This window comes from Sedimentitalea nanhaiensis DSM 24252 (assembly GCF_000473225.1).
GTDB classification, from domain to species: domain Bacteria; phylum Pseudomonadota; class Alphaproteobacteria; order Rhodobacterales; family Rhodobacteraceae; genus Sedimentitalea; species Sedimentitalea nanhaiensis.
In genome coordinates this window covers 2997502-3023932 of sequence record NZ_KI421509.1, presented here as the reverse complement: position 1 = coordinate 3023932, position 26431 = coordinate 2997502, and the positions used below count along the sequence as shown (strand labels likewise).

Here is a 26431-nt window from a genome sequence, read left to right as displayed (position 1 = left end):
GGTCCTTTCAGGTTGCGGTGGCCGAGGGCAATGCGGCGGCCACCGCGCGGGCGATCACCCGTTCCTCGTCGGTACGGATCACCAGCACCTGCGCCGGGCCACTCCCGATTTCAATCGCGCCGGTTTCGTTGGCGGCGGGATTCAGTGCAAGCCCCAGAAACGCCATGCCCTCGATCACCCGGGTTCGGATCGGCGCGGCGTTCTCGCCGATGCCGCCGGTGAACACCACACCGTCCAGCCCGCCCAGAATGGCGGCCATCGCCCCCAACTCGCGGCGGATGCGAAAGACATAATAGTCGATCGCCTGCGCGGCGCGAGGGTCGTCGCTGGCCAGCAGGGTGCGCATGTCATGGCTGATGCCGGACAGGCCCCGCAACCCGCTGTCGCGATACAGCATCTGTTCGATCTGGGCGCGCGCCATGCCCTGATCCATCAGGTACAGCAGCACGCCGGGATCCAACTGACCGCAGCGCGTGCCCATGGGCAGCCCGTCCAGCGCCGAAAACCCCATGGTCGAGCCGATGCTGTGGCCATTTGCGACAGCGCACATCGACGCGCCGTTGCCAAGATGGCAGATCGCCACCCGGCCCTGCGCCAACTTGGGCCAGTCCCGCGCCAGAACACCGCTTACATAGTCATAGGACAGCCCGTGAAACCCATACCGGCGCACCCCCTGATCATACAGGTGACGCGGCAGGGCAAAGGCGTCATTGACGAACGGGTGGCCACGATGGAACGCGGTGTCAAAGCACCCGATCTGCACCGCGTCGGGAAAGATCGTGCGCGCCGCTCTGACAACCGCCAGATTGTTCGGCTGGTGCAACGGGGCAAGCGGCACCAGCGCGTCCAGCTGCGCCAGTGTGGCGTTGGTCAGCGCCACGGGGTCGCCAAAGCTTTTGCCGCCATGCACGATGCGATGCCCGACGCCGGCCACCACGCGCCCATCCAACACCGGCTCTACCGCCTGCAGGATCGCGGTCAGGGCGACGGCGTGATCGGCCGGGCCGATCTCGCGCGTTTCGCCACCCTTGATCTCCAGCCGCGCGACCGGCCCCAGGTTTTCGACCTGCCCCGTCTGCAACAGGTCTGGCTCTGCCACCGCGCTGTAAACGGCGAATTTCAGCGACGAACTGCCCGCGTTCAGCGTCAGGATCACGCTCATGTCGGGTCCTCCTTCATTGATCTCGCATCGCGTGCAGCGCGGCAATGGCGCAGGACGCCAGCCGGGATTGCTCGTCATCCGAGCGACTGGTCAGGATGATCGGACATTTTGCCCCCATCACAATGCCCCCGGCGCGGGCCTGGGCCAGAAAAGTCAGTTCTTTGGCCACCATATTGCCTGCCTCCATGTTCGGCGCGACCAGGATATCGGCCCGCCCCGCCACCAGCGAGGTGATGCCCTTGGTCGCCGCCGCGCCCAGATCCACCGCATTGTCCATTGCCAACGGCCCATCCACCAATCCGCCGGTGATCTGGCCACGATCTGCCATCTTGGACAGGATCGCCGCATCCAGCGTCGAGGGAATCGCCGGATTCACGGTTTCCACGGCGGACAGAATCCCCGCCTTGGGCTGCTCTATTCCCAGCGACAGCGCCAGGTCGATGGCGTTCTGGGTGATGTCGGCCTTGGTTTTCAGGTCTGGCGTGATGTTGATGGCCGCATCGGTCACCAGCAACAGATGGTCCAGCCCCGGCACATCCATCACAAACACATGACTCAGCCGCCGCCCGCCCCGGCGCAGCCCGCCATCGCGTTTCAGCACTTCGCTGAGCAGAATGTCGGTGTGCAGATGCCCTTTCATCACTGCCGCCGCCTGTTTGTCCAGCACCATCCGCACAGCCATCTGCGCTGCCAGGCGATGATCGCGGGCCTCGACGATGCGATAGGGCGACAGGTCGATGCCTTCGGCTTCGGCGGCCTCGGCAATGCGGTCGGGATGGCCAATCAGGATCGGGTCGATCAGCGTGTGCTCGGCGGCCAGGATCGCCCCCGCCAGCGCATCCGGCTTTTCCGGCGCGACCACGGCCGTGGATATGGCAGGCAGGGGTTCGGCCAGGGCCAGCAGCCGGTCGAAATGCTGATACCTGCGCACCGTCAGACCGGGTACGTCGCTGGCATCGAAACGCACCGAGGTGGCGGGCGCAATCACCACCGCCTCGCCCTCGACAATGCGCACCCCGGCGGCGGTTTCGACCCAGGTGTCAAAACGCACGCGGCGGTCCGCGTCTTTGGCGGTCAGCCGCACGCTGACGACCAGCATGTCGCCGGCATGGGCCTGCGCCAGAAAGCGCAGGGTCTGGGACTCGTACAAGGTGCCGGGTCCGGGCAACTGGCCGCCCAGCAAACCCGAAATCAGCGAGGCCACCCACATCGACGGCGCAATCGATTCGGGTATGCCGTCGCCGTCGCCATCGGCTTTGGGCAGATGCATCGGGTTCAGGTTGCCGGATGAATTGGCAAAGACATAAAGGTCGTCGGCACGGCATGGGCGGCTGAGGGTGGCCTCCATCCCGATGCGAAGGTCATCATATGGAATGTTCTGCATTGGCCCGTCCATGACTTGCTGCGATATGGTCCGTCCGGGTCAACCGGCCGGTCTGCGATAGACAAAACAGCGTTCCGGCACCGCCCCCGTTGGCAGGGGCAGTTCCTCAAGCGCGTCGAAATACATCCGGTCGCTGGAGACCATCAGCCCGCCGGGCGCAAGCAGCGGTTCGACCAGTGGCGAAATCAGGCGCGCAAAAGCATCGTTCTTGGCCCGGTTGTGCCCCCCCAGATCTGCATGAATCAGGCTGGCCACCGCGCCCCTTTGCGCCAATGTCGCTGGCAGGGTGTCAGTGACCTCGCCCAGCACCGTCAGCTCCGGAGGCGGGGTGCTGTCGGGGTGGCTGGCCACGGCGCGCTCGAACACCAGGATATCGCGCCCGGTCACCCGATTGCGGATGTGGTGATAGGTGCGCCCGTTGCCCAGCCCCAACTCGTAGATCGGCCCGCCCATGCCGGCGGTTTCGGAAATGGCATAGTCCAGGCAGGCGCGCTGGGACACCATGCGATCAATGAACAGATCGAGACGGCTGGACATAAAAAACCTCCGGTTTGACCGGGCCCCGTGCCCGCCCGCCCGTCATGCCAAATATCCGCCGGGATGTGTAGGGCCAAGACCCGCCCGCAACAGGAGAATTTGGCGCAACATCGCGAACAAATGGGAAATTGGTTTGACTATGGGGCAAAGGCCAAGTGAAACTGCCGGCAAGACATGGGGGACCTCACGTACAACATGCTGCTGACTTACGGCCATACGGAACTGCGCCGATGACTCCGCTACTTTCTGTCCGGGATCTGACCATCGGGTTCGGCAAGGGGCCGGACGTGGTCAGGAACGTCAGCTTTGACGTGATGCCGGGCCAGACACTGGCACTGGTCGGCGAATCCGGCTCTGGCAAGACGGTGACCTGCCGCGGAATCCTGCGTATCCTGCCCAAGGTGGCACAGATCCGGTCGGGCCGGATCATGCTGTACGGGCGCAGCGGCGAGGTCGATCTGACCGCGATCAGCGAGCGGCGGATGCGCGATGTGCGCGGGGACGCGGTGTCGATGATCTTTCAAGAGCCGATGCGCTCGCTGTCGCCGCTGCACAAGATCGGCAACCAGGTCAGCGAAGTGCTGTGGCTGCACAAGGGGGCCAGCGAGCGCGAAGCCAAGCGTCTCGTGCTTGAGAAATTCGAGCGCGTCGGCTTTCCCGATCCGGAACGCGCCTATGGGTCCTATCCGTTCGAGCTGTCCGGCGGCATGCGCCAGCGGGCGATGATCGCGATGGCGATGGTGTCTCAACCCGACCTGCTGATTGCGGACGAGCCGACCACGGCGCTGGATGTCACCACGCAGGCGCAGGTGCTGGGTTTGATGAAGGAGCTGCAGAAAGACACCGGCATGGCGATGGTGCTGGTGACCCACGATCTGGGCGTGGTTGCGAACATGGCCGAACAGGTGGTGGTGATGAACAAGGGCCGGGTGATGGAGGCCGGCCCGGCCGAGCCGCTGCTGAACGCGCCGGCACATCCCTATACGCAACAGCTGTTTGAGGCCGCGCCGTCGATCCCCGCACAGCCCCATCTGGCTCCGGCGCTGCCCGAAGACGATCTCATCCTGCAGCTGCGGAATGTCTCCAAAACTTACCGGATGCGGGGCAAGTCGGCATGGAAACCGGATGTTCTGATCCATGCCTGTCGCGGCGTCGATCTGAACCTGCCGCGCGGCAAGACGCTGGCCATCGTGGGCGAGAGCGGGTCCGGCAAGACCACGGCGGCGCGAATCGCGCTGGGGGCGGAACCGCCGGATGCAGGTGGCGAAGTGCTGTTTCGCGCCACGCCTGACAGCGACCCGATCGCGGTGCATAAAATGGACCGCGCCGCACGCACCGCGTTTCAGAAACAGGCGCAGATGGTGTTTCAGGATCCCTATTCCTCGCTCAGCCCACGCATGCGCATTCTGGGCGCGCTGACCGAACCGCTGGACATTCACAACATCGGCACCCGGTCCGAGCGCCGCGATCTGGCGGCCCGGCGGCTCAAGGCGGTGGGGATGAATCCCGACATGCTGCAACGCTATCCGCATGCGTTTTCCGGTGGCCAGCGCCAGCGGCTGTCGATTGCGCGCGCGCTGATGCTTGAACCCGCGCTGCTGGTATGTGATGAACCCACCAGTGCGCTGGACGTCAGCGTGCAGGAACAGATCCTGACCCTGCTCGAAGAGATCCGCGACCGGATGAACCTGTCCTATCTTTTCATCAGTCACGATCTGGCGGTGGTGGCGCGCATTGCCGACGAGGTTGCGGTGATGCGCCAGGGGCTGGTCGTGGAACAGGCCCCGCCGGACACGTTGTTCTATAATCCCAAACATCCCTATACCAAGGCGCTGATCGCGGCGCAGCCGACCCCGGACATCAACCGCCCGATCGATCTGAAACTGGTGGCGCAGGGGGCGGGATCACCGGACAGCTGGCCCGAGGCCTTTCGTTTTTCCAACACCGTGATACCTTCGCTTATGCAACTGGAACCCGGGCACAAGGTGCGCTGCCATGTTTGATCGTTTCCGCCGTTTTCTGCTGGCCACGCCGCTGGCCGCCCTGGCCGCCCTTTCACCAGCCTTGTCACCGGCCTTGTCACCGGCCCTGGCCGCGCCGCCGCTGCCGCCCTTGCAGGAAAGCTCCTTCTGGCTGCAGGAGGTCGAGCGGGGCGATCTGCCCCCGGTGGCCGAACGCATCCCCACCTCACCGCTTGTCGTCGATCTGGAAGGCCGGGGCCGCACGCCGGGTGTGCAGGGCGGCACGCTGCACACCATGGTCAGCCGCAGCAAGGACATCCGCCAGATGGTGGTTTATGGCTATGCCCGGCTGGTCGGATACGACCATAATTACCAGTTGGTACCGGACCTGCTGTTGGATTTCGAATCCGATCAGGACAAGGTGTTCACCCTGCGCCTGCGCCCCGGACATCGGTGGTCAGACGGCGCGCCGTTCACCTCGGCGGATTTCGAATACTGGTGGAAAAACATCGCCAACAACAAACTGCTCAGCCCGGCAGGCCCGCCCGATTTCCTGCGCGTCGAAGGGCAGATGCCCACCGTGACCTTCCCCGACGAAACCACGGTGGTCTTTGCCTGGGACAATCCCAATCCGAACTTTCTGGCCAGCCTTGCCCTGGCCCGCCCCCCGTTTATCTATCGCCCCGCGCATTTCCTGAAGAAATTCCATGCGGATTCCGCCGACTCCGCCGAGCTGGCCGCCGAAGTCGAGGACGCCCGCGTCAAGAGCTGGGCCGCGCTGCACAACAAGCTCGACAACATGTACAAGTTCGACAATCACCGGCTGCCGACACTGCAACCTTGGATCAATGCCAGCTCGGGCAAGAAAATCCGCTATAACTTTGTGCGCAACCCGTATTTCCACCGCGTCGACCCCAACGGGGTGCAGCTGCCTTATATCGACATTGTCGAGATGGAGATCGTCAGTGCCGGGCTGATTGCCGCCAAGTCCAATGCCGGAGAGGCCGATCTGCAGGCGCGTGGGCTGGATTTCCGCGATATCTCGATCCTGCGCAAGGGCGAGGCGGACGGTGGCAATTACAAGACCTATCTTTGGGGCAACGCGGTGGCGAGCCAGATCGCGATCTATCCCAACCTGAACTATGAGGACGACGCCTGGCGCGCGGTTCTGCGCGATGTAAGGGTGCGCCGTGCACTCAGCCTGGCCATCGACCGCGATACAATCAACAAGGCGCTGTATTTCAAACTGGCAAAGCCCGGCGCGATGGCGGTTTTACCCCAAAGCCCGTTCTTCACAGAGGCCAACCGCAACGCCTGGGCAACGCTGGACCCGGACACCGCCAACAGCCTGCTGGACGAGGCCGGTCTGGACCGGCGCGGCCCGGATGGCATCCGCCTGTTGCCCGATGGCCGCCCGATGGAGATCGTGATCGAAACCGCGGGCGAGCGGCAAGAAGTCGAGAACGCCCTGCAGATTATCACCGACGACTGGCGCAATATCGGCGTCAAACTGGTGATGCGCCCGCTGGATCGCGACATCCTGCGCAACCGGGTCTATGCCGGTTCCAGCATGGCGGCGGTCTGGTACGGCTGGGACAACGGCATCCCGCAGGCCTATACCTCGCCCGATTATGTCGCCCCGCGCCAACAGGAATTCTTTGCCTGGCCGAAGTGGGGCCAGTATTACCAGACCAACGGTGCCGCAGGCGAACCGCCCGACATGCCCGAGGCGATCAGACTGATGGAACTTGCGCATGACTGGGAGATGGCAACCACCACCGAACAGCGCAGCGCGATCTGGACCGAGATGCTGGCGATCCATGCAGATCAGGTCTTTGCCATCGGCACCCTGGCCGAAGCCCCGCAACCGGTGGTGGTGAACAAGGCCCTGCGCAACGTGCCGGAACAGGCGTTGTGGGCCTGGGATCCGGGCGCGCATTTCGGCATTCACCGGATCGACGAATTCTATTTCGATCCCAACGGTAGCGACTGATGGCGATACTGCGCTATGCGGTTTACCGGTTCGGAACCATGTTGCTGACACTGCTGGTGGTGTCGGCACTGGTGTTTCTGATCATCAACCTGCCGCCCGGCGATTACCTGTCCAACCAGATCAGCGAGTTGCGGGCCAGCGGTCAGTCCGCCGGGGTGGCCAAGGCCGAGTTCCTGCGGGCGGAATATGCGCTGGACCGGCCGCTGTATCAGCAATACCTGATCTGGATCGGCTTCATTCCGGGACCGCAGGGGTTTTCCGGGCTGATCCAGGGCGATTTCGGCTGGTCCTTTGAGTTCGACCGCCCGGTGGCGGAAATCGTCGGTGAATCGCTTTGGCTGACTGTGCTGGTCAATCTGGCCGCCGTGCTGTTCGTCTATCTGATCGCCCTGCCCCTGGGGGTGCTGGCGGCGGCAAAGTCCAAAACCTGGGTCGATTACACATCGGCGTTTGTCGGCTATCTGGGGCTGGCGACACCGAATTTTCTGTTGGCGCTGATCCTGTTCTATTACGGGCACAAATATTTCGATCTGCCGATCGGCGGGCTGATGGATCCGCAATACGAAGGCCTGCCGATGAGTTGGGACAAGGTGAAATCGATCCTGATCCACCTGATCGTACCAACCTTCGTGATCGGCACCTCGGGGGCGGCGGCGATGATGCAGCGGTTGCGCGCCAACCTGCTGGACGAGCTGGGCAAACCCTATGTGGAAACGGCCATCGCCAAGGGCATGAGCCCGCCGCGCATGCTGATCAAATATCCGCTGCGCATGGCGTTCAACCCGTTTGTGGCCGATATCGGCAACCTGCTGCCCTCGATGATCTCGGGCTCGGTCCTGGTGTCGGTGGTGCTGGGGCTACAGACCATCGGCCCGACCCTGCTGACCGCGCTGAAGACGCAGGATCAGTTTCTGGCCGGGTTCGTTCTGATGTTTGTGGCGCTGCTGACGCTGATGGGCACGATGATCTCGGACGTATTGCTGGTGCTGCTGGATCCGCGCATCCGCTATGAGGGGCGTGAGGCATGACGAACCTGCCCGATGGCCGCTATGTCGACGATACCCCGTTCGACGCAACCGCCAATATCCAGACACTGGAGCGGCAGGATCTGGACGCCCCCGCCTGGCTGCTGGTCTGGCGCAAGTTCCGCAGGCACAGGCTGGGGCTGGTGTCGGGCATCTTCCTGTTGCTGTGTTATATGATACTGCCCTTCGTCGGGTTCATCGCGCCCTATACCGCCAATGAACGCGACTCCGATTACCTCTTTGCGCCGCCGCAATCGGTGCAGTGGTATCACGAGGGCGACTTTATCGGGCCTTTTGTCTATCCCACCGTGGCCGAGGCGGATCTGGAGACCTTTCAGTGGAAATTCGTGACCGACACCACCACGCCGCTGCCGCTTAAGTTCTTCTGCCAGGGCGAAAGCTATCCGCTGGCCGGACTGATCGAGACCGATGTTCATCTGTTCTGCGCCCCCGAAGGGGCGACGATCTTTCTGTGGGGGTCGGATCGGCTGGGTCGCGATGTGTTCTCGCGTATCCTGTATGGCGCCCAACTGTCGCTGACCGTTGGGCTGATCGGCATTTCCGTGTCCTTTGTGCTGGGCATCGGATTTGGCAGCATCGCAGGCTATTTCGGGGGCAAGATCGATTGGGTGATCAACCGTGTGATAGAAATTCTGCGCTCTTTGCCGGAATTGCCCCTGTGGCTGGCCCTGTCCGCAGCGGTGCCGTCCAACTGGGGGCCGGTGGCGGTGTTCTTCATCATCTCGATCATACTGGGTGTATTGGACTGGCCGGGGCTGGCGCGGGCGGTGCGAGCCAAGTTCCTGTCCCTGCGCGAAGAGGAATACGTACGCGCCGCCGAGATGATGGGGGCCAGTTCCGGGCGGGTGATCCGACGGCATCTGTTGCCGAATTTCATGAGCCACCTGATCGCCAGCGCCACCCTGTCGATTCCGGCGATGATTCTGGGGGAAACCGCGCTTTCGTTTCTGGGGCTGGGCCTGCGGGCCCCGGCGGTCAGCTGGGGGGTTATGCTGAACGATGCGCAGAACCTGGCCAGCATCGAGATCTATCCCTGGACGGCCATTCCGATGCTGCCGATCATCGTGATCGTGCTGGCCTTCAACTTTCTGGGCGACGGGCTGCGGGATTCGCTGGACCCCTATGCGGACTGATCCGCGCCTGTTGGTGTTGGTACTGAGCTGCGGGCTGGGCGCGTCCTCTGTCGCCGCGGACAGCTGGAGCGTACGTAAATGCGCGTTGTACCGCGATGCGTGGCAACAGGTATTGGACACCCAGCCCCCGGAGGGCACAAGCGACGGTTTCATGGCCCGGCATCAGGATTTTGTCGATAACGGCTGTCCCGCAGCCACCCGCATCTGCGCCAGAACCGACGGCGATGTCACGTTGGCGAACCTGATGACCATCCTGTCGATGAACGAAGGGATGGCCAGTACCTTTGTCCCGTTCGGCTGCCCGGATCGGGACTGAGAACAGCCGGGCACATCCGTGGCGGGAAATCCACGGAACATTTCCCCTTGATTGTCAAGTCCCATGGATACAGAATAGTAAGTATTTTCGCGTTAGTATCCATTAATAAGTTGAGTTTGGTAATGAGTATGTCCTTTTTCCGCCCCGATCAGCCCCTTCATACTGTCTGGAGTGACCGCCCACGCGGCCCCGAAGAAACCGCACTGGATTGCGAAACCGCGGTGACGCTGGCCTGTCTTCTGGGACCCGCCTTTGCTGCGGCCCCGGATTGGGCACGTTTGATCGCCACCCTGGCCGACAACGGTTTTCGGCTGGAGTTCCAGGACAGCCGGTTGGTACTGGTCAATGAAATGACCGAAATCGGTTTGTGTACCTGTGCGTTTCTGGGTCACAGCCTGGCCACCCTGTCAGATCGGCTGGGCAAACCCTGCGTGCAGGCAGGCACAGGTCGTCTGGTTGCGAAACCCGAAAACGGCTGATCTACGCGGCTTCGGTTGCGTTTCGACGTCGATGTCGACTTGAGACGGCAACTCTCATCTGTCGCATTGAGATCCCCGATTTCAGGCGGCGACAGGTGTTTCAGGTCTAACTCGAAACGCTTTCGCGTTGAAAGGAGGCTGCCAGCAACCGAAACAGCGGCGTTTCCAGATTGCCCAGCGATAACCGCAGGGCCAACCCTTCGTTGCCTGACCCCTATCCCCGATAGGTCACCCCGACGGACCAGGCATCATTGATGCTGTAAGAGCCGCCGGGGTTCCAGCAATCGTGCCATACCCATCGGAGTACCCATAGGTCCGGGCTTCGTAGGCCGGTGTCGCCCGGCGATTGAAGTTCTCCGAAACCGGATTGTAGGCGACATAGCCGGCGACCCCGAAACGATCTCCCAGCGGATAGGCCAGTGTCAGTTTTGCCTCGCCACAGCAATCGCCGCTGTCGTCATAATAATGGCGGGCATAGCCGATATCCATATAGAGTTCACTGGCAAACAGGTGGCGGCATCCCAGATAGACGCCAATTTCCCCGTCGCCGCCATCGCCAAAATCGACGTTCGATGCCCGGAGTCCGGCCTAAAACCCACGCAGGGTGGGCTCGATATAAGGTTGGATCGCGGGCTTGCCATCTGTCTGCGACGCGCCGTCCGCGACATGGCCGGACACCGCGTCCACACCGGCGATGACCTTCAGCCCGTCTTTATGTGCCGCCGCTGTTGAAGCAAGGCGCGAGGCCAGACCGGCCAGCGCTGTGCGATGTGGTCTCATTGCCGTGCCGATTTTCTGCGGATTTCTAGCGATCCGGCCCGTTGTTGTCCGGCCCGTCGAACTCATCGTCGATCACGCCCTGGACCGCACCGGTCACGGCCTTTTTCTGTTCCTCGGTCAGGTCGTCCGCAGCCGCATCCGCCAGCCGCACCGTGACCTCGCGATGGGCGAAATGGATCCCCTCGCGGGCGAACAGCGCGCGGATATCTTCATAGACCTTTTTGCGTACCAACCACTGATCGCCCGGCTTTGTCATGAACTTGACCCGAATGATCATGGCGCTGTCCTGCATTTCGATCACGCCCTGGCTCTTCAGCGGCTGGATGAAATTGTCGCCGATCACCGGGTCGGTCAACAGCTCCTGGCCAAGCTTCTTGATCAGCTTGCGCACCTTTTCCACATCGGTGTCATAGGTCACCCGCAGGGGAAGTTTCATGATCACCCAGTCGCGGGAATAGTTGGTCAGAACCTTGATTTCGCCAAACGGGATCGTGTTCAGCGCGCCCAGGTGGTGCCGCAGCTGGAACGAGCGCACCGAGATTTTCTCGACGGTGCCCTTTACGTCGCCAATGTCGATATATTCGCCCTTGCGAAAGGCATCGTCGACCAGAAAAAACGCACCCGAGAAAATATCGCGCACCAGGGTCTGAGCCCCGAACCCCACGGCCAGACCGACCACACCGGCACCGGCGAACAGCGGACTGACGTTGATACCCAGTTCCAGCAGAGCGATCAGCCCGATCGACACCACGACCACGGCCAGAATGGCACCGCGAAACAGCGGCAGCAGCGTAGCCAGGCGGCTGGCACTGTTGGCGCCCCCCTCGTCGCCAAGTTCACCTTCTTCTTGCTCGACGGTTTCTTCGGCGATCTTGCTGTCGATCCAGATGCGGAAGAAGTGATAGACGACATAGCCGATGAACAGAATGGTGATGACATCGAGGGTCCGGCCGAACACGGAATTCGGCAGCACCTGGTTTTCCGGGTCCCACACCCGCAACATGGCATAGGCCCCCGCGACAAAGGCCAGTATGCCGGCAACGCGGCGGGCCAGGGCCTCGTAGGTCATAAGCGCATGGCGTGGAGCCGGCGGCATGTCGTCGTCGCTTTCCGCAGCTTCTGCGGCGGCCAGTTCCTGGTTCAACCGCTCAACCGAACGGCTTCGGTCAAAGAAGCGTTCGATCACGTAGTTGATCGCGCCATAGACAATCACGATCGACAGAAACACCACGTAGGCACCGGCAATCATCGGCACCGATGTTTCGAGTTCCAGCACCAGATCAAAGGCCAGTTCCAGCCAGCCAAAGATGATGTACCCGATCATCAGCGGTGCCCAGGAAAATGACACGAACCGTGTCAGCCAGACAACGTCCTGGGCGGATTTGCCGCCCCGGATCGCATTGGAAATCACGCCCGTGTTGAACAGGACCATCAAGATGTTCCCCACCGCCTCGACCAGCGACAACAGCCCGTAAAGAATGGCATAAACGTTATAGTTCAGGCCAAAATCGGCGATCCACGTGGCGAGAATGGTCGAAGTGATACTGAACGTGCCCAGAATCCACGCCCAGTGATACAACCGCTTGGCATCGCGATCCGACAGGACCGGAATGCGGTATTGGGTCAGAAAGGGAGACAGAATCATCCGCCACAGGTCCGACACCGTCCAGGACAGGAAAATCGCCAGATAGATCGCCGCGATGGTCAATTCGATCGATGAATCATCGACCGGATCAAAGATCAGGTATCCGGCCACATAGGCCAGGGACATTGTCAATACCGAGCCCCCGACCCCCAGAAAGAACCGGAATACCAGGAGCGGCATCTTCTGGCGATAGCCTTGCGGGTTTTCCAGTGATCGCGCGATCATCTGTCCCTTGGCGAAATGCATGCCATACGTCATCCGGACCACGATTCTGGCCACAAAGAACAACGCAAGCGTCCAGAACAGAACCTCGGCATAGGTCGCGATCCGCCCGTCCGGACTGGTGGCGCGCAGAATAAACGCAACCTCGGACAGTGAATTGGGCAAGGCATCCAGACGCTCGGACAGAGTCTCTCGGAATTTCTTGACCTGGGTCTGGGCGCGCATCAGGGGCGAAGCGTGCTCCATCGCGCCTTTGGGTGCATCCACAGCCTCCTTCGCTGCCGGGGTGGCCGCAGCGACCAGCTTGCCGGTGCCGTCCAGCACGATCACGTTGACACCGCTGTCCGCTGCTTGCCGGATGGCATCGGCCAGCGCACTGTCCCCGGCCGGGGTCTCGGACTTGGCAGTGCCTCCGATCCCCGGCAGCAGCTGTGCGTTGGCCGAAAGTGCAAACAGAGCCGTCAGCAGAGCCGTCAGCGCGGCGCGAACCAGAAATTGCCACATGCGGTAAAGAAGTCCCAGATTTCCTGCTGACGGAAACGCTACAGCAGCAGGGTAACCTGTGCAAATGGCTTTGGATTACGGCCCCCGACCAAACGCACATTATGGTTTGCATTCGAGCGCGGTTTTAATAGTAGGGACCGGACAACCCGACCCGGGATGTCGCCACGGCCCTCTGACCGCGGCGGGTCCGGGTCCAGCAGCACGATCGCGGGAACGAGGATGGGTCAGCAGATGACACTGGGGTGGACACCGGATCGGGCGGATGTACCGGTGCGCGCCCCGCAATCCTGCCCCGTGAGGGCGGTACGGCCCCGGTCGCGCGCGCGTCTCCAAAGTGGAGCGCCAGGATGATGCCAAGGCCCCCGACACCGCCCGGACGTGCGCCACGGATCATGCTGTACAGCCACGACACCTTTGGCCTGGGGCACCTGCGCCGATCGCGGGCGCTGGCAGAGGCCATCACACGCGCCAATCCCGAAGCCTCGGCGCTGATCCTCACCGGATCGCCGGTGGCCGGTCGGTTTACCTTTCCGCCACGGGTAGACCATGTGCGGCTGCCCGGCGTGACCAAGCTGCGCGACGGCAGCTATGAATCCCAGACCATGGGTCTGGACATCGACCAGACCACCGACCTGCGGGCCGGGCTGATCAAGGCCACGGCCGAACAATACGATCCCGATATTCTGATCGTGGACAAAGAGCCGACCGGCTTTCGCGGCGAACTCTTGCCGACGCTGGATCTGTTGGCCGATCAGGGGCGCGCCAAGATGGTGCTGGGGCTGCGTGATGTGCTGGACGAGCCCGAGGTGCTGGCCGTCGAATGGGACCGCAAGGGGGGCATTGCCGCCACCGAGACATTTTATGACGAATTATGGATCTATGGCCTCCATTCGATCTACGATCCGACCGCCGGGCTGAATCTGAGCGCCGCAGTCAGGGCGCGCATGCACTGGACCGGCTATCTGCGCCGCAGTGTCGGCAGCACGGCCGCCCCGCCAAAACAGCCCTATATCCTGGTCACCCCCGGCGGTGGCGGCGATGGGCAGGCGATGGTCGATCTGGTGCTGTCGGCCTACGAACAGGACCCGGATCTGAACCCGCGCGCGATCCTGGTCTATGGCCCGTTCCTGTCGGGCGACACCCGTGTGGATTTCGAAACCAGGGTGGCCAAGCTGAACGGGCGGGTGACGGCGGTGGGGTTTGAATCGCAGATCGAGACCCTGTTCGCCGGAGCCCATGGGGTGGTCAGCATGGGCGGCTACAACACGTTTTGCGAGGTGCTGTCCTTTGACAAGCGCGCGGTGATCGTACCGCGCACCGTGCCCCGGCTGGAACAATATATCCGCGCCAGCCGTGCCGAGGGTCTGGGCCTGGTGCGGATGCTGGACGAAACCCGCGACGGCATGACGGTGCAGGCGATGATCCGCGCCATCCGCGCGCTGCCGGGTCAACCGCTGCCCAGCCAGGCCTTTGGTGAAGGGCTGCTGGACGGGCTGGACTATGTCACCCGAAGGGTCGCGGCCTTGTTGGCGAAACAAGCCGAGCAGGCAGCCGAATGAGCGTACCACTGGCCGTTGTCGTCAAGGGCTGGCCGCGGCTGTCCGAGACCTTTATCGCGCAGGAACTGGTGGCGCTGGAAGACGCCGGGCACCGGTTTGACATCTGGTCGCTGCGCCATCCGACCGACACCAAGACCCATCCCTTGCATGACTGCCTGCGGGCGCGGGTGCGCTATCTGCCCGAATACCTGTACCAGGACCCCGTCCGCGTCTGGCGTGCCCGCGCCGCAGCCCGCAGCCTTCCGGGCTATGCCGCCGCCTATGAGATCTGGCGGCAGGATCTGACCCGCGATCAGGATAAGAACCGCATTCGCCGTTTTGGTCAGGCGTGTGTTCTGGCCACCGAACTGCCCCCCGGAACACAGGGGTTGTATGCGCATTTTCTGCACACGCCCGCCTCGGTCGCGCGCTATGCAGCGATCATGCGCGGCCTGCCCTGGGGGTTTTCCGCCCACGCCAAGGACATCTGGACCTCGCCGGATTGGGAAATCGCGGAAAAGCTGGCGGACGATGGCACCGGTGCGGCCTTTGGGGCCACCTGCACCGCCTATGGTGCGCGCCAGCTGCGCAGATTGGCGGCGGACCCGGCACGCATCGATCTGGTTTATCACGGGCTGGATCTGTCGCGGTTTCCCGATCCGCCGGAGCGCGCCCTGCGTCATGCGAGCGATCCGCTGCGGCTGCTATCCGTCGGGCGGCTGGTCGAGAAAAAGGGCTTTGACCGGCTGATTGCGGCGCTCGCCCTGTTGCCGGACGGGCTGGACTGGAACTGGACCCATATTGGCGGCGGCCCTTTGGGAGAAGCCCTGGCGAAGCAGGCGCAACAGGCCGCAATCGCCGACCGCATCGTTTGGCGCGGGGCCTGCGATCAGCCCGAGGTGATCGCCGCCATGCGTGCCACCGATCTGTTTGTGCTGCCCAGCCGGGTTGCGTCGGATGGCGATCGCGACGGATTGCCCAATGTGCTGATGGAGGCCGCCAGCCAGCGCCTGCCGATCCTGTCCACAGCCGTTTCCGCGATCCCTGAATTTATCGAAACCGGCGTGCACGGTCGGCTGTCCGACGACACCCCCGCCGCATTGGCAAGCGCGATGACCGAGATGGCTCGGGATCCGGCCGGAACTGCCGCCATGGCCGAGGCCGCATTGCACCGGCTGCGGGCCGAATTCGTGATGCAGCCGGGCATCGACCATCTGTCCGCACGCCTGAGCGCCATGCTGAATGGCGCGCGGAGCGGCTGATGCGGGTGGCTTTTTATGCCCCGATGAAACCGCCCGATCACCCGGTACCCTCTGGTGACCGCGCCTTTGCCCGCGCGCTGTTGACGGCCATGGCCACCGACGACGTGCGCATCGATGCGGTTTCGCAGCTTCAGGTTCACGATAACCGGGGCGATCCCGCCCGGCAGGCCGTTCTGCATGCGGCGGCCGAGGCCGAAATCGCCCGGCTGATCCCGCTATTGACCCGTGACCGCCCTGCCCTCTGGGTGACCTATCACAACTATTACAAAGCACCCGACTTGCTGGGTCCGGCGATCTGCGCCGCCCTTGGCTTGCCCTATGTGCAGATCGAGGCCAGCCGCGCCAAAAAGCGTCTGACCGGCCCCTGGGCCGGGTTCGCCGCCGCCGCCGAGGCGGCAACCGATGCCGCCGATCTGGTCTTCTATCTCACCGCACATGACCTGATCACGCTGGACCGCCATCGCCCACCGGGCCAGCGGCTGATCCACCTGCCACCGTTTCTACCCCGGGCCGACCTGCCGGAACCGGCCGAATGCGGCGCGGAGGGCCGCGGGATGCTGGCGGCGGGCATGATGCGTGCCGGCGACAAAATGGCCAGCTATCGTGTGATCGCGGACACGCTGGCGCAACTGGGTGCATCCAGCTGGCAATTGAACATCGCCGGGGACGGCCCCATGTGGGCGGAAATCGAGACGCTGATGGCCCCCTTCGGCCCGCAGGTGAGGTTTCTGGGGCAACTGGATGCATCGGACATGGCCCGCGCCTATCGCAACGCGGCGCTGTTTTTCTGGCCCGGCGTCAACGAGGGATTCGGCATGGTGTATCTGGAAGCGCAGGCGGCCGGGTTGCCGGTGGTGGCCCAGGACCGTCCCGGCGTGCGCGACATACTGGCACCGGGCCTGTACCCTTCGCCCGAGGCCGGGCCAGCCGCCCTGGCGCAGCGGATCGATCAATTGCTCGCCGATCCGGATCTGCGCCAGGCCCAAGGCGCGACGGCCCGCGGCACGATGGCCAGAAAGCACCTGATCGGCACCGCGCGCACCACCTTTTGGGCAGGGGTCGCCCCGCTGCTGGAGAGGCGCGCATGATCCGCCTCGCCCTCTTGCGTCACGGTCATACCGAATGGAACCGCGCGGGCCGCATTCAGGGCAGCAGCGACATCCCCCTGGATGGGGCTGCGCGCGCGGAGCTGTGCGAATTGCGCCTGCCGCCCGATTGGGAGGCTGCCGATTTATGGTCCAGCCCATTGAAGCGGGCGGCTGAAACCGCGCATCTGGTAGCCGGGCGCGCGCCTCGCCTGGCCCCCGAGCTGACCGAGATGAGCTGGGGCGATTGGGAGGGTTTGCGCGGCGTTGACCTGTTGGCGCAACCGGACTCCGGCTTTCGTCATATCGAGGATTGGGGCTGGGGCTATCGCGCGCCGGGCGGGGAAAGTCCCGCGCAGCTGGATGCGCGGCTGCGACCCTGGCTGGCCGGATTGCGGCAGGATGCGGTAGCGGTGTGCCATATCGGCGTGATGCGCGTGCTTTTGGCGCGGGCGCATGGCTGGGATTTCCGCGGCCCGGCGCCGTTTCGGATCAAACGCAATCGGCTGTTTGTTCTGTATCTGGAGGGCGAACAGGTCACGGCCGCACCCGATCAAATCCGGTTGGAGCGCCGCGCATGCGGGTGATGATCGCTGTCACCCATCTGCTGGGCACGGGCCATCTGCGCCGCGCCCTGATGCTGGCGCGCGCGTTCGCCCTGGCCGGTCACGATGTTCTTCTGACCAGCGGCGGGATGCCTGTTGCGGGTCTGGATTTCGGCTCTGTCAGGCTCTTGCAATTGCCGTCGCTAAGCTCGGACGGCGTGGATTTTACCCGGCTGATGGATCAAACCGGGCAGCCCGCGGGCACGGCGGTGCTGACCGCACGTCGCGACGGGCTGTGTCGCGCCGTTGTCGATTTCAAACCAGACGTGGTGATCACCGAGCTTTTCCCCTTTGGCCGCCGTGTGCTGCGCGACGAATTCCTGGCCCTGCTGGAGACGGCAAAACGCCTGCCGCAGCCGCCGGTGATCCTGTCATCGGTCCGCGACATCCTTGCGCCGCCGTCCACCCCCGCCAAGGCCGCCCGAACCGACGATCTCGTCCGCAAATGGTACGATGCGGTGCTGGTCCATGCCGACCCGCAAGGCACGAAACTGGAGGTCAGCTGGCCGGTCAGCCCGACGCTGGCGCCACGGCTGATATATACCGGCTATGTCGCGCCCGCTGCCGCCGGGCCGCATCCGGACCGCGCCGGGACGGACGAGGTTCTGGTCAGCGCGGGCGGCGGGCCGGTTGGCGACCAGTTGTTCCGCTGTGCCGGCGACGCGGCCCGCCTGATGCCCGAACGGCGGTGGCGGTTGTTGGTCGGCGGCCAGAATCCCGGCGCGCGCCTCACGGATCTGGCCAGCGGCAGCCCGGCGGTGATCGAACCCGCGCGCGCGGACTTTCGGCAGATGCTGCACCATGCCGCCGCCTCGGTCAGTATGTGCGGCTATAACACCGCGCTGGATCTGTTGCAGACCGGCACGCCAGCCGTGTTTGTGCCGTTTGACGACGGCAACGAGGTCGAACAGACCCTGCGGGCACAGTCGCTGGCCCGGTTGCCGGGCATGGCGACTCTGCGCACTTGCGAATTGACGCCGCAGCGCTTGTGTGATGCGGTCCGGCAGGTCCTGAGCGCCCCGCGCCGCGGCAGGGCGGCCCTGCAACTGGATGGCGCGGCACAGACCGTGACGATCGCAACCCAAATGGCGGGCGCACGTATATGACACCGGACTGGAGCGAACTGGATCGTGAACTGGACCGATGGGCGCAGGCCGGGCTGAGCTTGCCGCTGTGGTGGCGTGACGATGACGCAATTGCACCGACACCGGCGCTGATCCGGCTGGCGGATCTGGCCGCCCGGTTGGGTATTGCGGTCCATCTGGCGGTCATTCCGGCCCATGCGCAGGATGCGCTGGCCGATGCTTTGCCAATCGGGATGATCCCGGTGGTACATGGCTGGGCCCATATCAGCCACACGCCCGAGGGCGAAAAGAACGCCGAGTTCGGCGCGGATCGCACCATGCAGGCGCTTGGGATGGACGCACAACAGGGGCTACGGCGTTTGCGCGCCTTGTTCGGCCCTCGCCTGGTGCCCATGTTTGTGCCGCCATGGAACCGGGTGAGCGACAATCTGTTGCCCCAGCTCCCGGAGCTGGGGTTTCGGGCGGTTTCCACCTTTACCCCGCGCGCGGCCCCGCTGGCGGCACCGGGGTTGGCGCAGATCAATACCCATCTGGACCCGATCGCCTGGCGTGGGGGACGGGGTCTGGCCAACCCGCGGGTCCTGATCGCACAGGTCGCCCGGCAACTGGCGGACCGGCGCGAAGGGCGCGCGGATGCCACCGAACCCTATGGCATCCTGACCCATCATCTGGTTCATGACCAAGCGATCTGGACCTTTACCGAGGCGTTGCTGACCCGTCTGCTGGCCGGGCCGGGTCAACCCTGGACCGCCGTCGACACAGGAGAGACGAATGAGCCGACTTGATTCCATGCTGCGCCGCTTTACCGCGCAGCGCGACGGGCTGAACTGGGCCGCCCAGCACATCGCCGGGCTGCCCGGCGATGTGCTGGACCTGGGGCTCGGCAACGGGCGCACCTATGATCATCTGCGCGAAATCCTGCCCGACCGGCGCATCTGGGTGATCGACCGGGTGCTGCAATGTCACCCGTCCTGTGTTCCCCCAAAGCAGGATTTCCTGGCCGGCGAAGCGCGGCCGATGCTGGAAAAACTGCATTGTCTACGCGCGCGGATCGCCTTGGCCCATTACGATTTCGGCAGTGGAATCAAGGCCGAAGACGTGGCCGAAGCGGCGCGGCTGAGTCCGGTGATTGCCCGGGTCATGCAGCCCGGCGGTTTGATCGTTTCGGGGCAGCCGCTGGTCGGATTTCAACAGATCTGCGGTCCTGACACCATTGCACCGGAGCGCTATCTGTTCTACCGCGCGTGACGCGACGGCCTGCCCCCTACCGCCGCGCACACCGGCGCAGTATATGTCGACAAACTCAGCCTGAGGTACCCCATGTCCTTTGACCGCAAGATCAAGATCGCCCCGTCCATTCTGGCCGCCGATTTCGCCAATTTCGGGGCCGAATGCCAGGCCATCGAAGCCCAGGGGGCGGATTGGGTGCATGTAGATGTGATGGACGGGCATTTTGTCCCCAACATCACCTTTGGTCCAGCCACCTGCGCCGCGATCCGTCCACACGTTCAGGGCGTTATGGATGTTCACCTTATGATCGCGCCGGTCGATCCCTATGTCGAGGCCTTTGCCAACGCGGGCGCGGATGTGATTACCGCGCATGTAGAAGCCGGACCGCATATCCACCGCACCTTGCAGGCGATCCGTGGGGCTGGGGCCAAGGCGGGAGTGGCGCTGAATCCGGGCACGCCCGCCGGCGCGGTGGCCGAGTTGATGGACATGGTCGACCTGATCTGCGTGATGACCGTAAATCCCGGATTCGGCGGGCAAAAATTCATCGACATGACCGCCAAGATCCGCGCCCTGCGCGGCATGATCGGTGACCGCCCGATCCATATCGAGATCGACGGCGGGGTCGACCCGAGCACCGCGCCGCTGGTGGTACAGGCCGGAGCGGATGTCCTGGTGGCCGGTTCGGCGGTGTTCAAGGGGGGATCTGTCAGTCACCCCGACGCCTATGGCAGCAACATACGTGCCATCCGCGAGGCCGCCGAAGGGGTCTGGACCTGAGCCGTTTCACCCATCTTCTACAGGTATGTTCCGGACATCCCAACTGACCCCGGCGGTGGTTCCGGGGGGCGCATGGCGCACTGGATCAGCCCTGAGAAGCCGGCCCTCACGTCGTGAAGGCCGGATCTTTGAGTCAGCCGACGACGTTGTAGCCGCGGTTGCGCATGCAGTTCTTGACGATGCTTTCCTTGTTTTGGCTCTTTTGGATCGCATTCGACGTCAGGCCAGCGACGGCCCCCACGGCAGCAGCACGGCCCAGGTTGTCGCTGTTGTCGTTCCAGATCACCGAAGACGCCGCGCCCAAACCTGCGCCAGCTGCGGCAGCACCGGCGGTGCTGCTGTCAATGGTGCCCTGCGAGGCAGCCAGGGATTGGCACTGCGCCAGATCGTTGTTGTAATTGGCGCTGACCGGCCCGTCGATCACGGGCGTATATTTGGCGCCACTGTTCTCGCAGGCCGCGATCAGGGAAACCAGCGGGAGAATGGATAGGGTCATGAGGCGAGCCAAGGGGAGTCCTTTCGACTGTCAGGTATTGGGTTTCAGCACAACATGGGGGATGTGGAGGCGCAGCGCAAGCGCTGCGCGATCCGGCGCGGCACATGGGCAAAACCCGGCGCAGCGCCTGTCCTAGTGTGCTGGCGGGTCGGCCAGTTCGGCGGCAAAGGTCTGAACCAGTTTGTGTTTCAGGATCTTGCCGGTGGGCGCGGCGGGCAGATCGGTGGCCAAGACGATACGCGACGGGCGTTTGTACCCGGCCAGCCGCCGTGCCGCAAAGGCGCGCAGATCGTCGATGTCGGGCATGTCATCCGGCGCGGCCTGCACGAAGGCGAGGACCTGTTCGTCGCCGTCGTGGGTGCGTCCGACCACGGCGCATTGGATCACCTGCGGATGCTCGTTCAGCGCCGCCTCGACCTCGGGAGGATAGACGTTGAAACCGCCGTGGATGATCAGCTCTTTGGAGCGCCCCAGAATGTGCAGATGGCCACGTGCGTCGATGCGGCCCAGGTCGCCGGTGTGCATCCAGCCGTCACCGTCCAGCACGGCGGCAGTGGCCTGTGGATTGCGATAGTAGCCCCGCATCACGTTGGGGCCGCGCACCAGAACTTCGCCCGCGCCATCGCCGCCGCCGGGCACGGTTTCGTCAATGGCGATCTCGCAGCCGGGCATCGCCGGGCCGGTCGAAACGTCTGGATCGCCGATGGCGTTGCGGGTGACGCAAACCCCGGCGGTGGTTTCGGTCATGCCATACCCATTCTGGAGGGCGACGCCATAGAAAGCCTCGGCTTTGCGCTTCCAGGCGGGATCCAATGGCGCTGCGCCCGACGTCACGACCCGCAAGCTGTTACTGGCAAGGCGGGTGTGGCCCTGTTCCTTGGCGTATTGCATCAGATGCGCGTGCATCTGCGGCACCGCAGAGAGCAGGGTGATGCCCTGGCTCAGGGCGTGATACAGACGGGCCGCCGAGAACCGGGGCTCAAAGCGAATGAACCCGCCCGCGAAGATGACGGCGGTGACGATCGAGGCAAGACCGAAGACATGGGTGATCGGCAGCACGCCATAGATGACGTCATCAGAGGTCAGGCCGCGAACCGTCGCCGAAGCCTGACCGCCAAACAACATGTTGGCATGGGTCAGCATCACGCCCTTGGGGTCGCCCGTGGTTCCGGTGGTATAGAGGAGGACCGCCAGATCGCGGTCGGTGTCCGGACTGCTGGGATGGGGCGTGGCCAGGTGCAGCGTGCCAAAGGGGCCGTTGATCGCGCGGGCGCGCATCCGGGCCGCGTGGGCCGCAGCATCCGGCGAGACCGCGCTGGTGAACAGAACTGCGGCGGGGCGGGCGTGGTCCAGGATGCGCTGGATTTCGCGGTCGGTCTGGCGTGCGTTGACCGGCACGGCGCAGGCACCGAGGCGCGAGATGGCAAACAAGGCGGACACGGCGGCGGCACAGTTTTCAGACAGCACCATCACCCGGTCGCCCGGCTGTACGCCCGCCACCGTCAGCGCGTTCTTAACCGCGTCGCAAGCGGCGTTAAGGTCGCCATAGCTCCAGTGTGTACCAAGCGAGTCGCTGAGCGCGGGGGCACCGGACCGCTGTGCAACCTGCGTATCGAGATAGTCGTGCCAGCGCGCGGTCATTTCCCGAACTCGGGGGCGCGTTTGCCCAGGAAGGCCGCGATGCCCTCGGCGGCCTCGGGACCGCCGGAGGCACGGGCCATGGCATCGCGTTCGGCATCCAGCTGGTCGGTCTCGCGGCACTCATAGGCGGCGCAAACCAGTCCGCGAATAACGCCCTGTGCGGTGCGGGGGCCGGCGGCCAGGGCATCGGCCAGCGCATTGGCGGCGGCATCGCATTGGCCGGGGGCGACCACCTCGTTCACCGCGCCCAGCATCGCCATGCGTTCGGCGCTGACCGGGCGGGCCAGCAGGCACATCTCCATTGCCAGCGGGCGCGGCAACATACGTGCCAGCGCCGAGGTCAGGCCGCCATCGGGCACCAGCCCGGCCTTGACATAGGCAGCGGTGAATTTGGCCCCCTCGGCAGCGACGATCAGATCGCAGGCCAGCGCCAGCGACGCCCCTGCCCCGGCAGCTCCGCCCTCGACCGCGGCGATCACCGGCACCGGGCAGGCGCGGATCATGCGGACCAGATCGTGCAGGTCCTCAATCTTGGCGCGACGGCTGTCCTCGGGCAGGTCGCGGCGTGCGATCAGCACGTTCAGATCGCCCCCGGCACAAAAGAACCCGCCCTCGGATGTCAGGATCACCGCCCGGATGCGGGGGGTATCGGCGGCCTGCATTGCCTGCGCGATGGCGTTGTATAGATCTGGCGACAGCGCCCCGCGCCGTGTCGCGTTCATGTTGACGACAACCAGCCGGTCGCCGCGATCGTCCATACGTGCCAGTGTCATGTCCCGTCCTTTCCCCGCCAGTATTTGAAAACCCCGTTGCCAGTCGCCAGCAGGGTACCTGTGGCGTCATGTAATTCGGCATCGGCATAACAGATCGCTCCGCCAGCGCGTTTCACATAACCGGTCGCCGTTACCCGACCGTCCATGGCCGCCGCCAGATATTGCGTGTTCAGCGCCACGGTCACCACCGGGGTCAGGTCGGCCCCGCGCGCCATGGAGGCGGCAAACCCCGCGCTGGCGTCCAGCATCATCGCAATGATGCCCCCATGCAGGCTGCCATTGCGGTTCAGGTGCTGGGGTGCGATGTCCAGCACCACCCGCGCGCGCCCATCGTCCCCCGACAGATCAATGTCATAGCCGATCAGTTCATGCGCGCCGCTGGCGGGCGGAACCGGAGTTTCACGCGGCACTGAGGGCAATAAACCGTTCCAGATGATAGTCGGTATCGCCGAACCGGTGGTCATTCATCACGATGCGCTTGGCGATATGGGCCAATTCGTACTCCTGGGTCATCGCTATGCCGCCATGCATCTGGATCGATTCCTCGGCCACCAGCCGTCCGGCGCGACCGATCAGGTTGCGCGCACTGGCGATCTGACGGTCGCGATCCGCCGTGTCCAGATGTCCGGCGGCGTTGATGACGGCAGACCGGGCCTGTTCCAGCTCGATCAGCAGGTCCGAGAACCGGTGCGCCAAAGCCTGAAAGGTGCCGATCGGACGGCCAAACTGCTTGCGCGTCATCAGATAGTCGCGGGTCAGCTCGGTTGCGGTTTCCATCGCGCCCAGGGTCTCGGCGGCCAACGCCACATTAGCTGCGGCAACCTGTGTTGCGATCGCGCCAAAGGCATCGCCCGCCGCGCCCAAACGCGCGGATGTGGGCAAGCGCACATCATCCAGCGTGACCTCGGCGGCGCGCCCGCCCGACAGCATCGGATAGCCGCGCAGGGTCAGACCCTTGGCCTCCGCAGGAACCAGAAACAGGGAAATCCCCGCTTCGTCATCCGCCGCGCCGCTTTCGCGGGCCGAGACGATCAGATGCCCGGCGGCCTCGGCATTGGCGACAACCGCCTTGCGCCCGTTCAGCACGATACCGTCATCCTCTGCCTTGGCCGTGGTCTGCACCCGCGACAGGTCATAGCGGCTGGTCGGCTCGCCATGGGCAAAGGCCAGGTGCAGCCCGCCGCCGATGACCTGTTCGACCATGGCTTGCTGATCGTCGGTGCCAAGGGCCGCGATCAGCCCGCCGCCCAGGATGGCGGTGTCCAGAAACGGTTCGACCACACCGGCGCGGCCCAGTTCTTCGAACACCACCGCGATGTCGAACCCGGCCCCCCCGAAACCACCGTGATCCTCGCCAAACAGCGCGCCGATCACCCCCAGTTCCGCCAGTCCGGTCCAGATGTCGGCGCTGAAACCTGCCTCGGACTCGATGATCTTGTTGCGGTTTTCGGTGGTATAGCGGTCCTTGAGAAACCGGCGCAGCGTGTCCTGCAGCATCTGGCGTTCTTCGGTCAGATCGAAATTCATGGTCTCAGCCCCCCATTTTCACTTTGGCAATGATACCGCGCTGGATTTCGTTGGATCCGCCAAAGATCGACAGCTTGCGATAGTTGAAATACTGCGCCGCCACCGGACCGGCATAGTCCGGGCCAATGGGGTCGTTGTCGCCTTCGACCATTTCGCTGGCAAAGGGCATCGCGTAGGGGCCCGCTGCACGGCGCGCCAGATCGTTGATCTCCTGGCGGATGATGGTGCCCTTGACCTTGAGCATGCTGGCCTCGACGCCGGGGGCCTGCCCCACCGCCGCCTTGGAAATAATGCGCAGGTTGGTGGTGCTCATCGCCATCAGGTCGATTTCAACCTGCGCGATACGGGCGGCGAATTGCGGGTTCTGCATCAGCGGCTTGCCGCCTGACATCTCGGCCCGCGCCATGCGCTTGACCGCATCCAGCCCCGCCGCCGAGGCACCCACACCGGCGATATTGGTGCGCTCATGCGTCAGCAGGTACTTGGCATAGGTCCAGCCCTTGTTTTCTTCGCCCACCAGATTTTCCACCGGCACCTTGACGTCGGTGAACCAGACCTCGTTCACCTCGTGTGTGCCGTCCAACAGGATGATCGGGCGCACTTCGACACCCGGCGTGGCCATGTCGATCAGCAGAAAAGAGATGCCCTCTTGCTGTTTGGCATCGGGATCGGTGCGCACCAGACAAAAAATCCAGTCCGCATATTGCCCCAGCGTGGTCCAGGTTTTCTGCCCGTTGACGATGTAGTGATCGCCCTCGCGCACCGCCCGGGTTTTCAGACTGGCCAGATCCGAGCCCGCGCCCGGTTCGGAATAGCCCTGACACCACCAGTCGGTGCCATCCAGAATACGCGGCAGATAATGATCGCATTGCGCTTTACTGCCGAATTTCTGCAGCACCGGGGCCAGCATCGACAGACCGAACGGAACGATGCGCGGCGCGTTGGCAAAGGCGCATTCCTCCTCAAAGATATGCCGTTGCACCGCATTCCATTCGGCCCCGCCAAACTCTTTGGGCCAATTCGGCGCCAGCCAGCCCTTTTCATTCAGAAGCGCATGCCAGCGTTCCTGGCCTTCCTTGCCCAGTTCCTCGCCATTGCGGATCTTTTCAGCGGTGTCCTTGGGCAGTTTTTCCGCCAGAAAGGCGCGAACCTCGTCGCGAAAGGCGATATCTTCGGGGGAATAGCTCAGATCCATGCGTGCTCTCCTCTTTTGCACGGGGTCAGCGGCGGGAACGTCCGGCGCAACG

General features: G+C 63.9%; 26 protein-coding genes. 14 read left to right on the top strand and 12 right to left on the bottom strand.

Annotated features, from left to right (window positions below; genetic code table 11):
• Positions 1–7 precede the first annotated feature (7 nt).
• Genes NANH_RS0116700 through NANH_RS0116690 form a run of 3 tightly spaced genes read right to left on the bottom strand, consistent with a single transcriptional unit; the run spans position 8 to position 3083 of the window.
• Positions 8–1162, bottom strand: a complete 1155-nt coding sequence (locus NANH_RS0116700) for an acetate/propionate family kinase (protein ID WP_027263069.1) — start codon at positions 1160–1162, stop codon at positions 8–10.
• A 13-nt stretch (positions 1163–1175) separates the two neighbouring features.
• On the bottom strand, positions 1176–2546 hold the full coding sequence (locus tag NANH_RS0116695) for a bifunctional enoyl-CoA hydratase/phosphate acetyltransferase (protein WP_211237100.1): 1371 nt from the start codon (positions 2544–2546) through the stop codon (positions 1176–1178).
• Positions 2547–2585: 39 nt separating this feature from the next.
• A complete protein-coding gene (locus NANH_RS0116690; RefSeq protein ID WP_027263067.1) occupies positions 2586–3083 on the bottom strand; it encodes a class I SAM-dependent methyltransferase in 498 nt (165 codons plus the stop codon).
• Positions 3084–3313: 230 nt separating this feature from the next.
• Between NANH_RS0116690 and NANH_RS0116685 the strand changes: the two genes are divergently transcribed.
• The 6 genes from NANH_RS0116685 (at position 3314) to NANH_RS26505 (ending at position 10011) form a co-directional block, all read left to right on the top strand.
• Positions 3314–5086 (top strand): ABC transporter ATP-binding protein, encoded by a 1773-nt coding sequence (locus tag NANH_RS0116685; protein WP_027263066.1) that lies wholly within the window; start codon positions 3314–3316, stop codon positions 5084–5086.
• Positions 5079–7037, top strand: coding sequence for an ABC transporter substrate-binding protein (locus NANH_RS0116680; protein WP_036049979.1), 1959 nt, complete (start codon positions 5079–5081; stop codon positions 7035–7037). The genes NANH_RS0116685 and NANH_RS0116680 overlap by 8 nt, the downstream gene beginning before the upstream one ends.
• Positions 7037–8065, top strand: a complete 1029-nt coding sequence (locus tag NANH_RS0116675; RefSeq protein ID WP_027263064.1) for an ABC transporter permease — start codon at positions 7037–7039, stop codon at positions 8063–8065. The genes NANH_RS0116680 and NANH_RS0116675 overlap by 1 nt, the downstream gene beginning before the upstream one ends.
• Complete coding sequence (locus NANH_RS0116670) at positions 8062–9216, top strand: ABC transporter permease (protein ID WP_027263063.1); 1155 nt, start codon at positions 8062–8064, stop codon at positions 9214–9216. The genes NANH_RS0116675 and NANH_RS0116670 overlap by 4 nt, the downstream gene beginning before the upstream one ends.
• On the top strand, positions 9206–9532 hold the full coding sequence (locus tag NANH_RS0116665; RefSeq protein WP_027263062.1) for a hypothetical protein: 327 nt from the start codon (positions 9206–9208) through the stop codon (positions 9530–9532). Before NANH_RS0116670 ends, NANH_RS0116665 begins: the two co-directional genes overlap by 11 nt.
• Before the next feature lie 122 nt (positions 9533–9654).
• Complete coding sequence (locus NANH_RS26505) at positions 9655–10011, top strand: hypothetical protein (RefSeq protein WP_081710477.1); 357 nt, start codon at positions 9655–9657, stop codon at positions 10009–10011.
• A 228-nt stretch (positions 10012–10239) separates the two neighbouring features.
• On the opposite strand, the gene NANH_RS0116655 is transcribed toward NANH_RS26505, so the two are convergent.
• The 3 genes from NANH_RS0116655 to NANH_RS0116645 form a co-directional block, all read right to left on the bottom strand.
• Entirely contained in the window at positions 10240–10500 is a 261-nt protein-coding gene (locus NANH_RS0116655; protein ID WP_027263061.1) for a hypothetical protein, read from the bottom strand.
• 99 nt (positions 10501–10599) lie between these two features.
• Positions 10600–10791 (bottom strand): hypothetical protein, encoded by a 192-nt coding sequence (locus NANH_RS0116650; RefSeq protein WP_027263060.1) that lies wholly within the window; start codon positions 10789–10791, stop codon positions 10600–10602.
• A gap of 25 nt (positions 10792–10816) precedes the next feature.
• Positions 10817–13162 (bottom strand): mechanosensitive ion channel family protein, encoded by a 2346-nt coding sequence (locus NANH_RS0116645; protein ID WP_036049976.1) that lies wholly within the window; start codon positions 13160–13162, stop codon positions 10817–10819.
• Positions 13163–13509: 347 nt separating this feature from the next.
• Between NANH_RS0116645 and NANH_RS0116640 the strand changes: the two genes are divergently transcribed.
• The 8 genes from NANH_RS0116640 (at position 13510) to rpe (ending at position 20747) form a co-directional block, all read left to right on the top strand.
• Positions 13510–14721, top strand: a complete 1212-nt coding sequence (locus NANH_RS0116640; RefSeq protein WP_027263058.1) for a glycosyltransferase family protein — start codon at positions 13510–13512, stop codon at positions 14719–14721.
• Positions 14718–15962, top strand: coding sequence for a glycosyltransferase family 4 protein (locus tag NANH_RS0116635; RefSeq protein ID WP_027263057.1), 1245 nt, complete (start codon positions 14718–14720; stop codon positions 15960–15962). The genes NANH_RS0116640 and NANH_RS0116635 overlap by 4 nt, the downstream gene beginning before the upstream one ends.
• Positions 15962–17050 carry a glycosyltransferase family 4 protein gene (locus tag NANH_RS0116630; protein ID WP_081710476.1) on the top strand — a complete coding sequence of 363 codons (1089 nt, stop codon included), beginning with the start codon at positions 15962–15964 and terminating at the stop codon, positions 17048–17050. The genes NANH_RS0116635 and NANH_RS0116630 overlap by 1 nt, the downstream gene beginning before the upstream one ends.
• Positions 17047–17634 (top strand): histidine phosphatase family protein, encoded by a 588-nt coding sequence (locus tag NANH_RS0116625; RefSeq protein ID WP_027263055.1) that lies wholly within the window; start codon positions 17047–17049, stop codon positions 17632–17634. The genes NANH_RS0116630 and NANH_RS0116625 overlap by 4 nt, the downstream gene beginning before the upstream one ends.
• Positions 17625–18758, top strand: a complete 1134-nt coding sequence (locus NANH_RS0116620) for a glycosyltransferase family protein (RefSeq protein ID WP_027263054.1) — start codon at positions 17625–17627, stop codon at positions 18756–18758. The genes NANH_RS0116625 and NANH_RS0116620 overlap by 10 nt, the downstream gene beginning before the upstream one ends.
• Positions 18755–19522: a polysaccharide deacetylase family protein gene (locus NANH_RS0116615; RefSeq protein ID WP_027263053.1), complete on the top strand. Its 768-nt coding sequence runs from the start codon at positions 18755–18757 to the stop codon at positions 19520–19522. Before NANH_RS0116620 ends, NANH_RS0116615 begins: the two co-directional genes overlap by 4 nt.
• Positions 19509–19985, top strand: a complete 477-nt coding sequence (locus tag NANH_RS0116610) for a class I SAM-dependent methyltransferase (protein WP_027263052.1) — start codon at positions 19509–19511, stop codon at positions 19983–19985. The genes NANH_RS0116615 and NANH_RS0116610 overlap by 14 nt, the downstream gene beginning before the upstream one ends.
• A 72-nt stretch (positions 19986–20057) precedes the next feature.
• On the top strand, positions 20058–20747 hold the full coding sequence (gene rpe, locus NANH_RS0116605) for a ribulose-phosphate 3-epimerase (RefSeq protein WP_027263051.1): 690 nt from the start codon (positions 20058–20060) through the stop codon (positions 20745–20747).
• Positions 20748–20880: 133 nt separating this feature from the next.
• On the opposite strand, the gene NANH_RS0116600 is transcribed toward rpe, so the two are convergent.
• From NANH_RS0116600 to NANH_RS0116575, 6 genes are all read right to left on the bottom strand, one after another.
• Positions 20881–21243 carry a hypothetical protein gene (locus NANH_RS0116600; protein ID WP_027263050.1) on the bottom strand — a complete coding sequence of 121 codons (363 nt, stop codon included), beginning with the start codon at positions 21241–21243 and terminating at the stop codon, positions 20881–20883.
• A gap of 132 nt (positions 21244–21375) precedes the next feature.
• The gene (locus NANH_RS0116595; protein ID WP_027263049.1) at positions 21376–22884 is read right to left on the bottom strand and encodes a class I adenylate-forming enzyme family protein; all 1509 of its coding nucleotides are present in this window, start codon (positions 22882–22884) and stop codon (positions 21376–21378) included.
• Positions 22881–23657 (bottom strand): oxepin-CoA hydrolase, alternative type, encoded by a 777-nt coding sequence (locus NANH_RS0116590; RefSeq protein WP_027263048.1) that lies wholly within the window; start codon positions 23655–23657, stop codon positions 22881–22883. Before NANH_RS0116590 ends, NANH_RS0116595 begins: the two co-directional genes overlap by 4 nt.
• On the bottom strand, positions 23654–24067 hold the full coding sequence (locus NANH_RS0116585) for a PaaI family thioesterase (protein ID WP_027263047.1): 414 nt from the start codon (positions 24065–24067) through the stop codon (positions 23654–23656). The genes NANH_RS0116590 and NANH_RS0116585 overlap by 4 nt, the downstream gene beginning before the upstream one ends.
• Positions 24057–25184: an acyl-CoA dehydrogenase family protein gene (locus tag NANH_RS0116580; RefSeq protein WP_027263046.1), complete on the bottom strand. Its 1128-nt coding sequence runs from the start codon at positions 25182–25184 to the stop codon at positions 24057–24059. Before NANH_RS0116580 ends, NANH_RS0116585 begins: the two co-directional genes overlap by 11 nt.
• Before the next feature lie 4 nt (positions 25185–25188).
• Positions 25189–26379: an acyl-CoA dehydrogenase family protein gene (locus tag NANH_RS0116575; protein ID WP_027263045.1), complete on the bottom strand. Its 1191-nt coding sequence runs from the start codon at positions 26377–26379 to the stop codon at positions 25189–25191.
• Between the last annotated feature and the right edge of the window lie 52 nt (positions 26380–26431).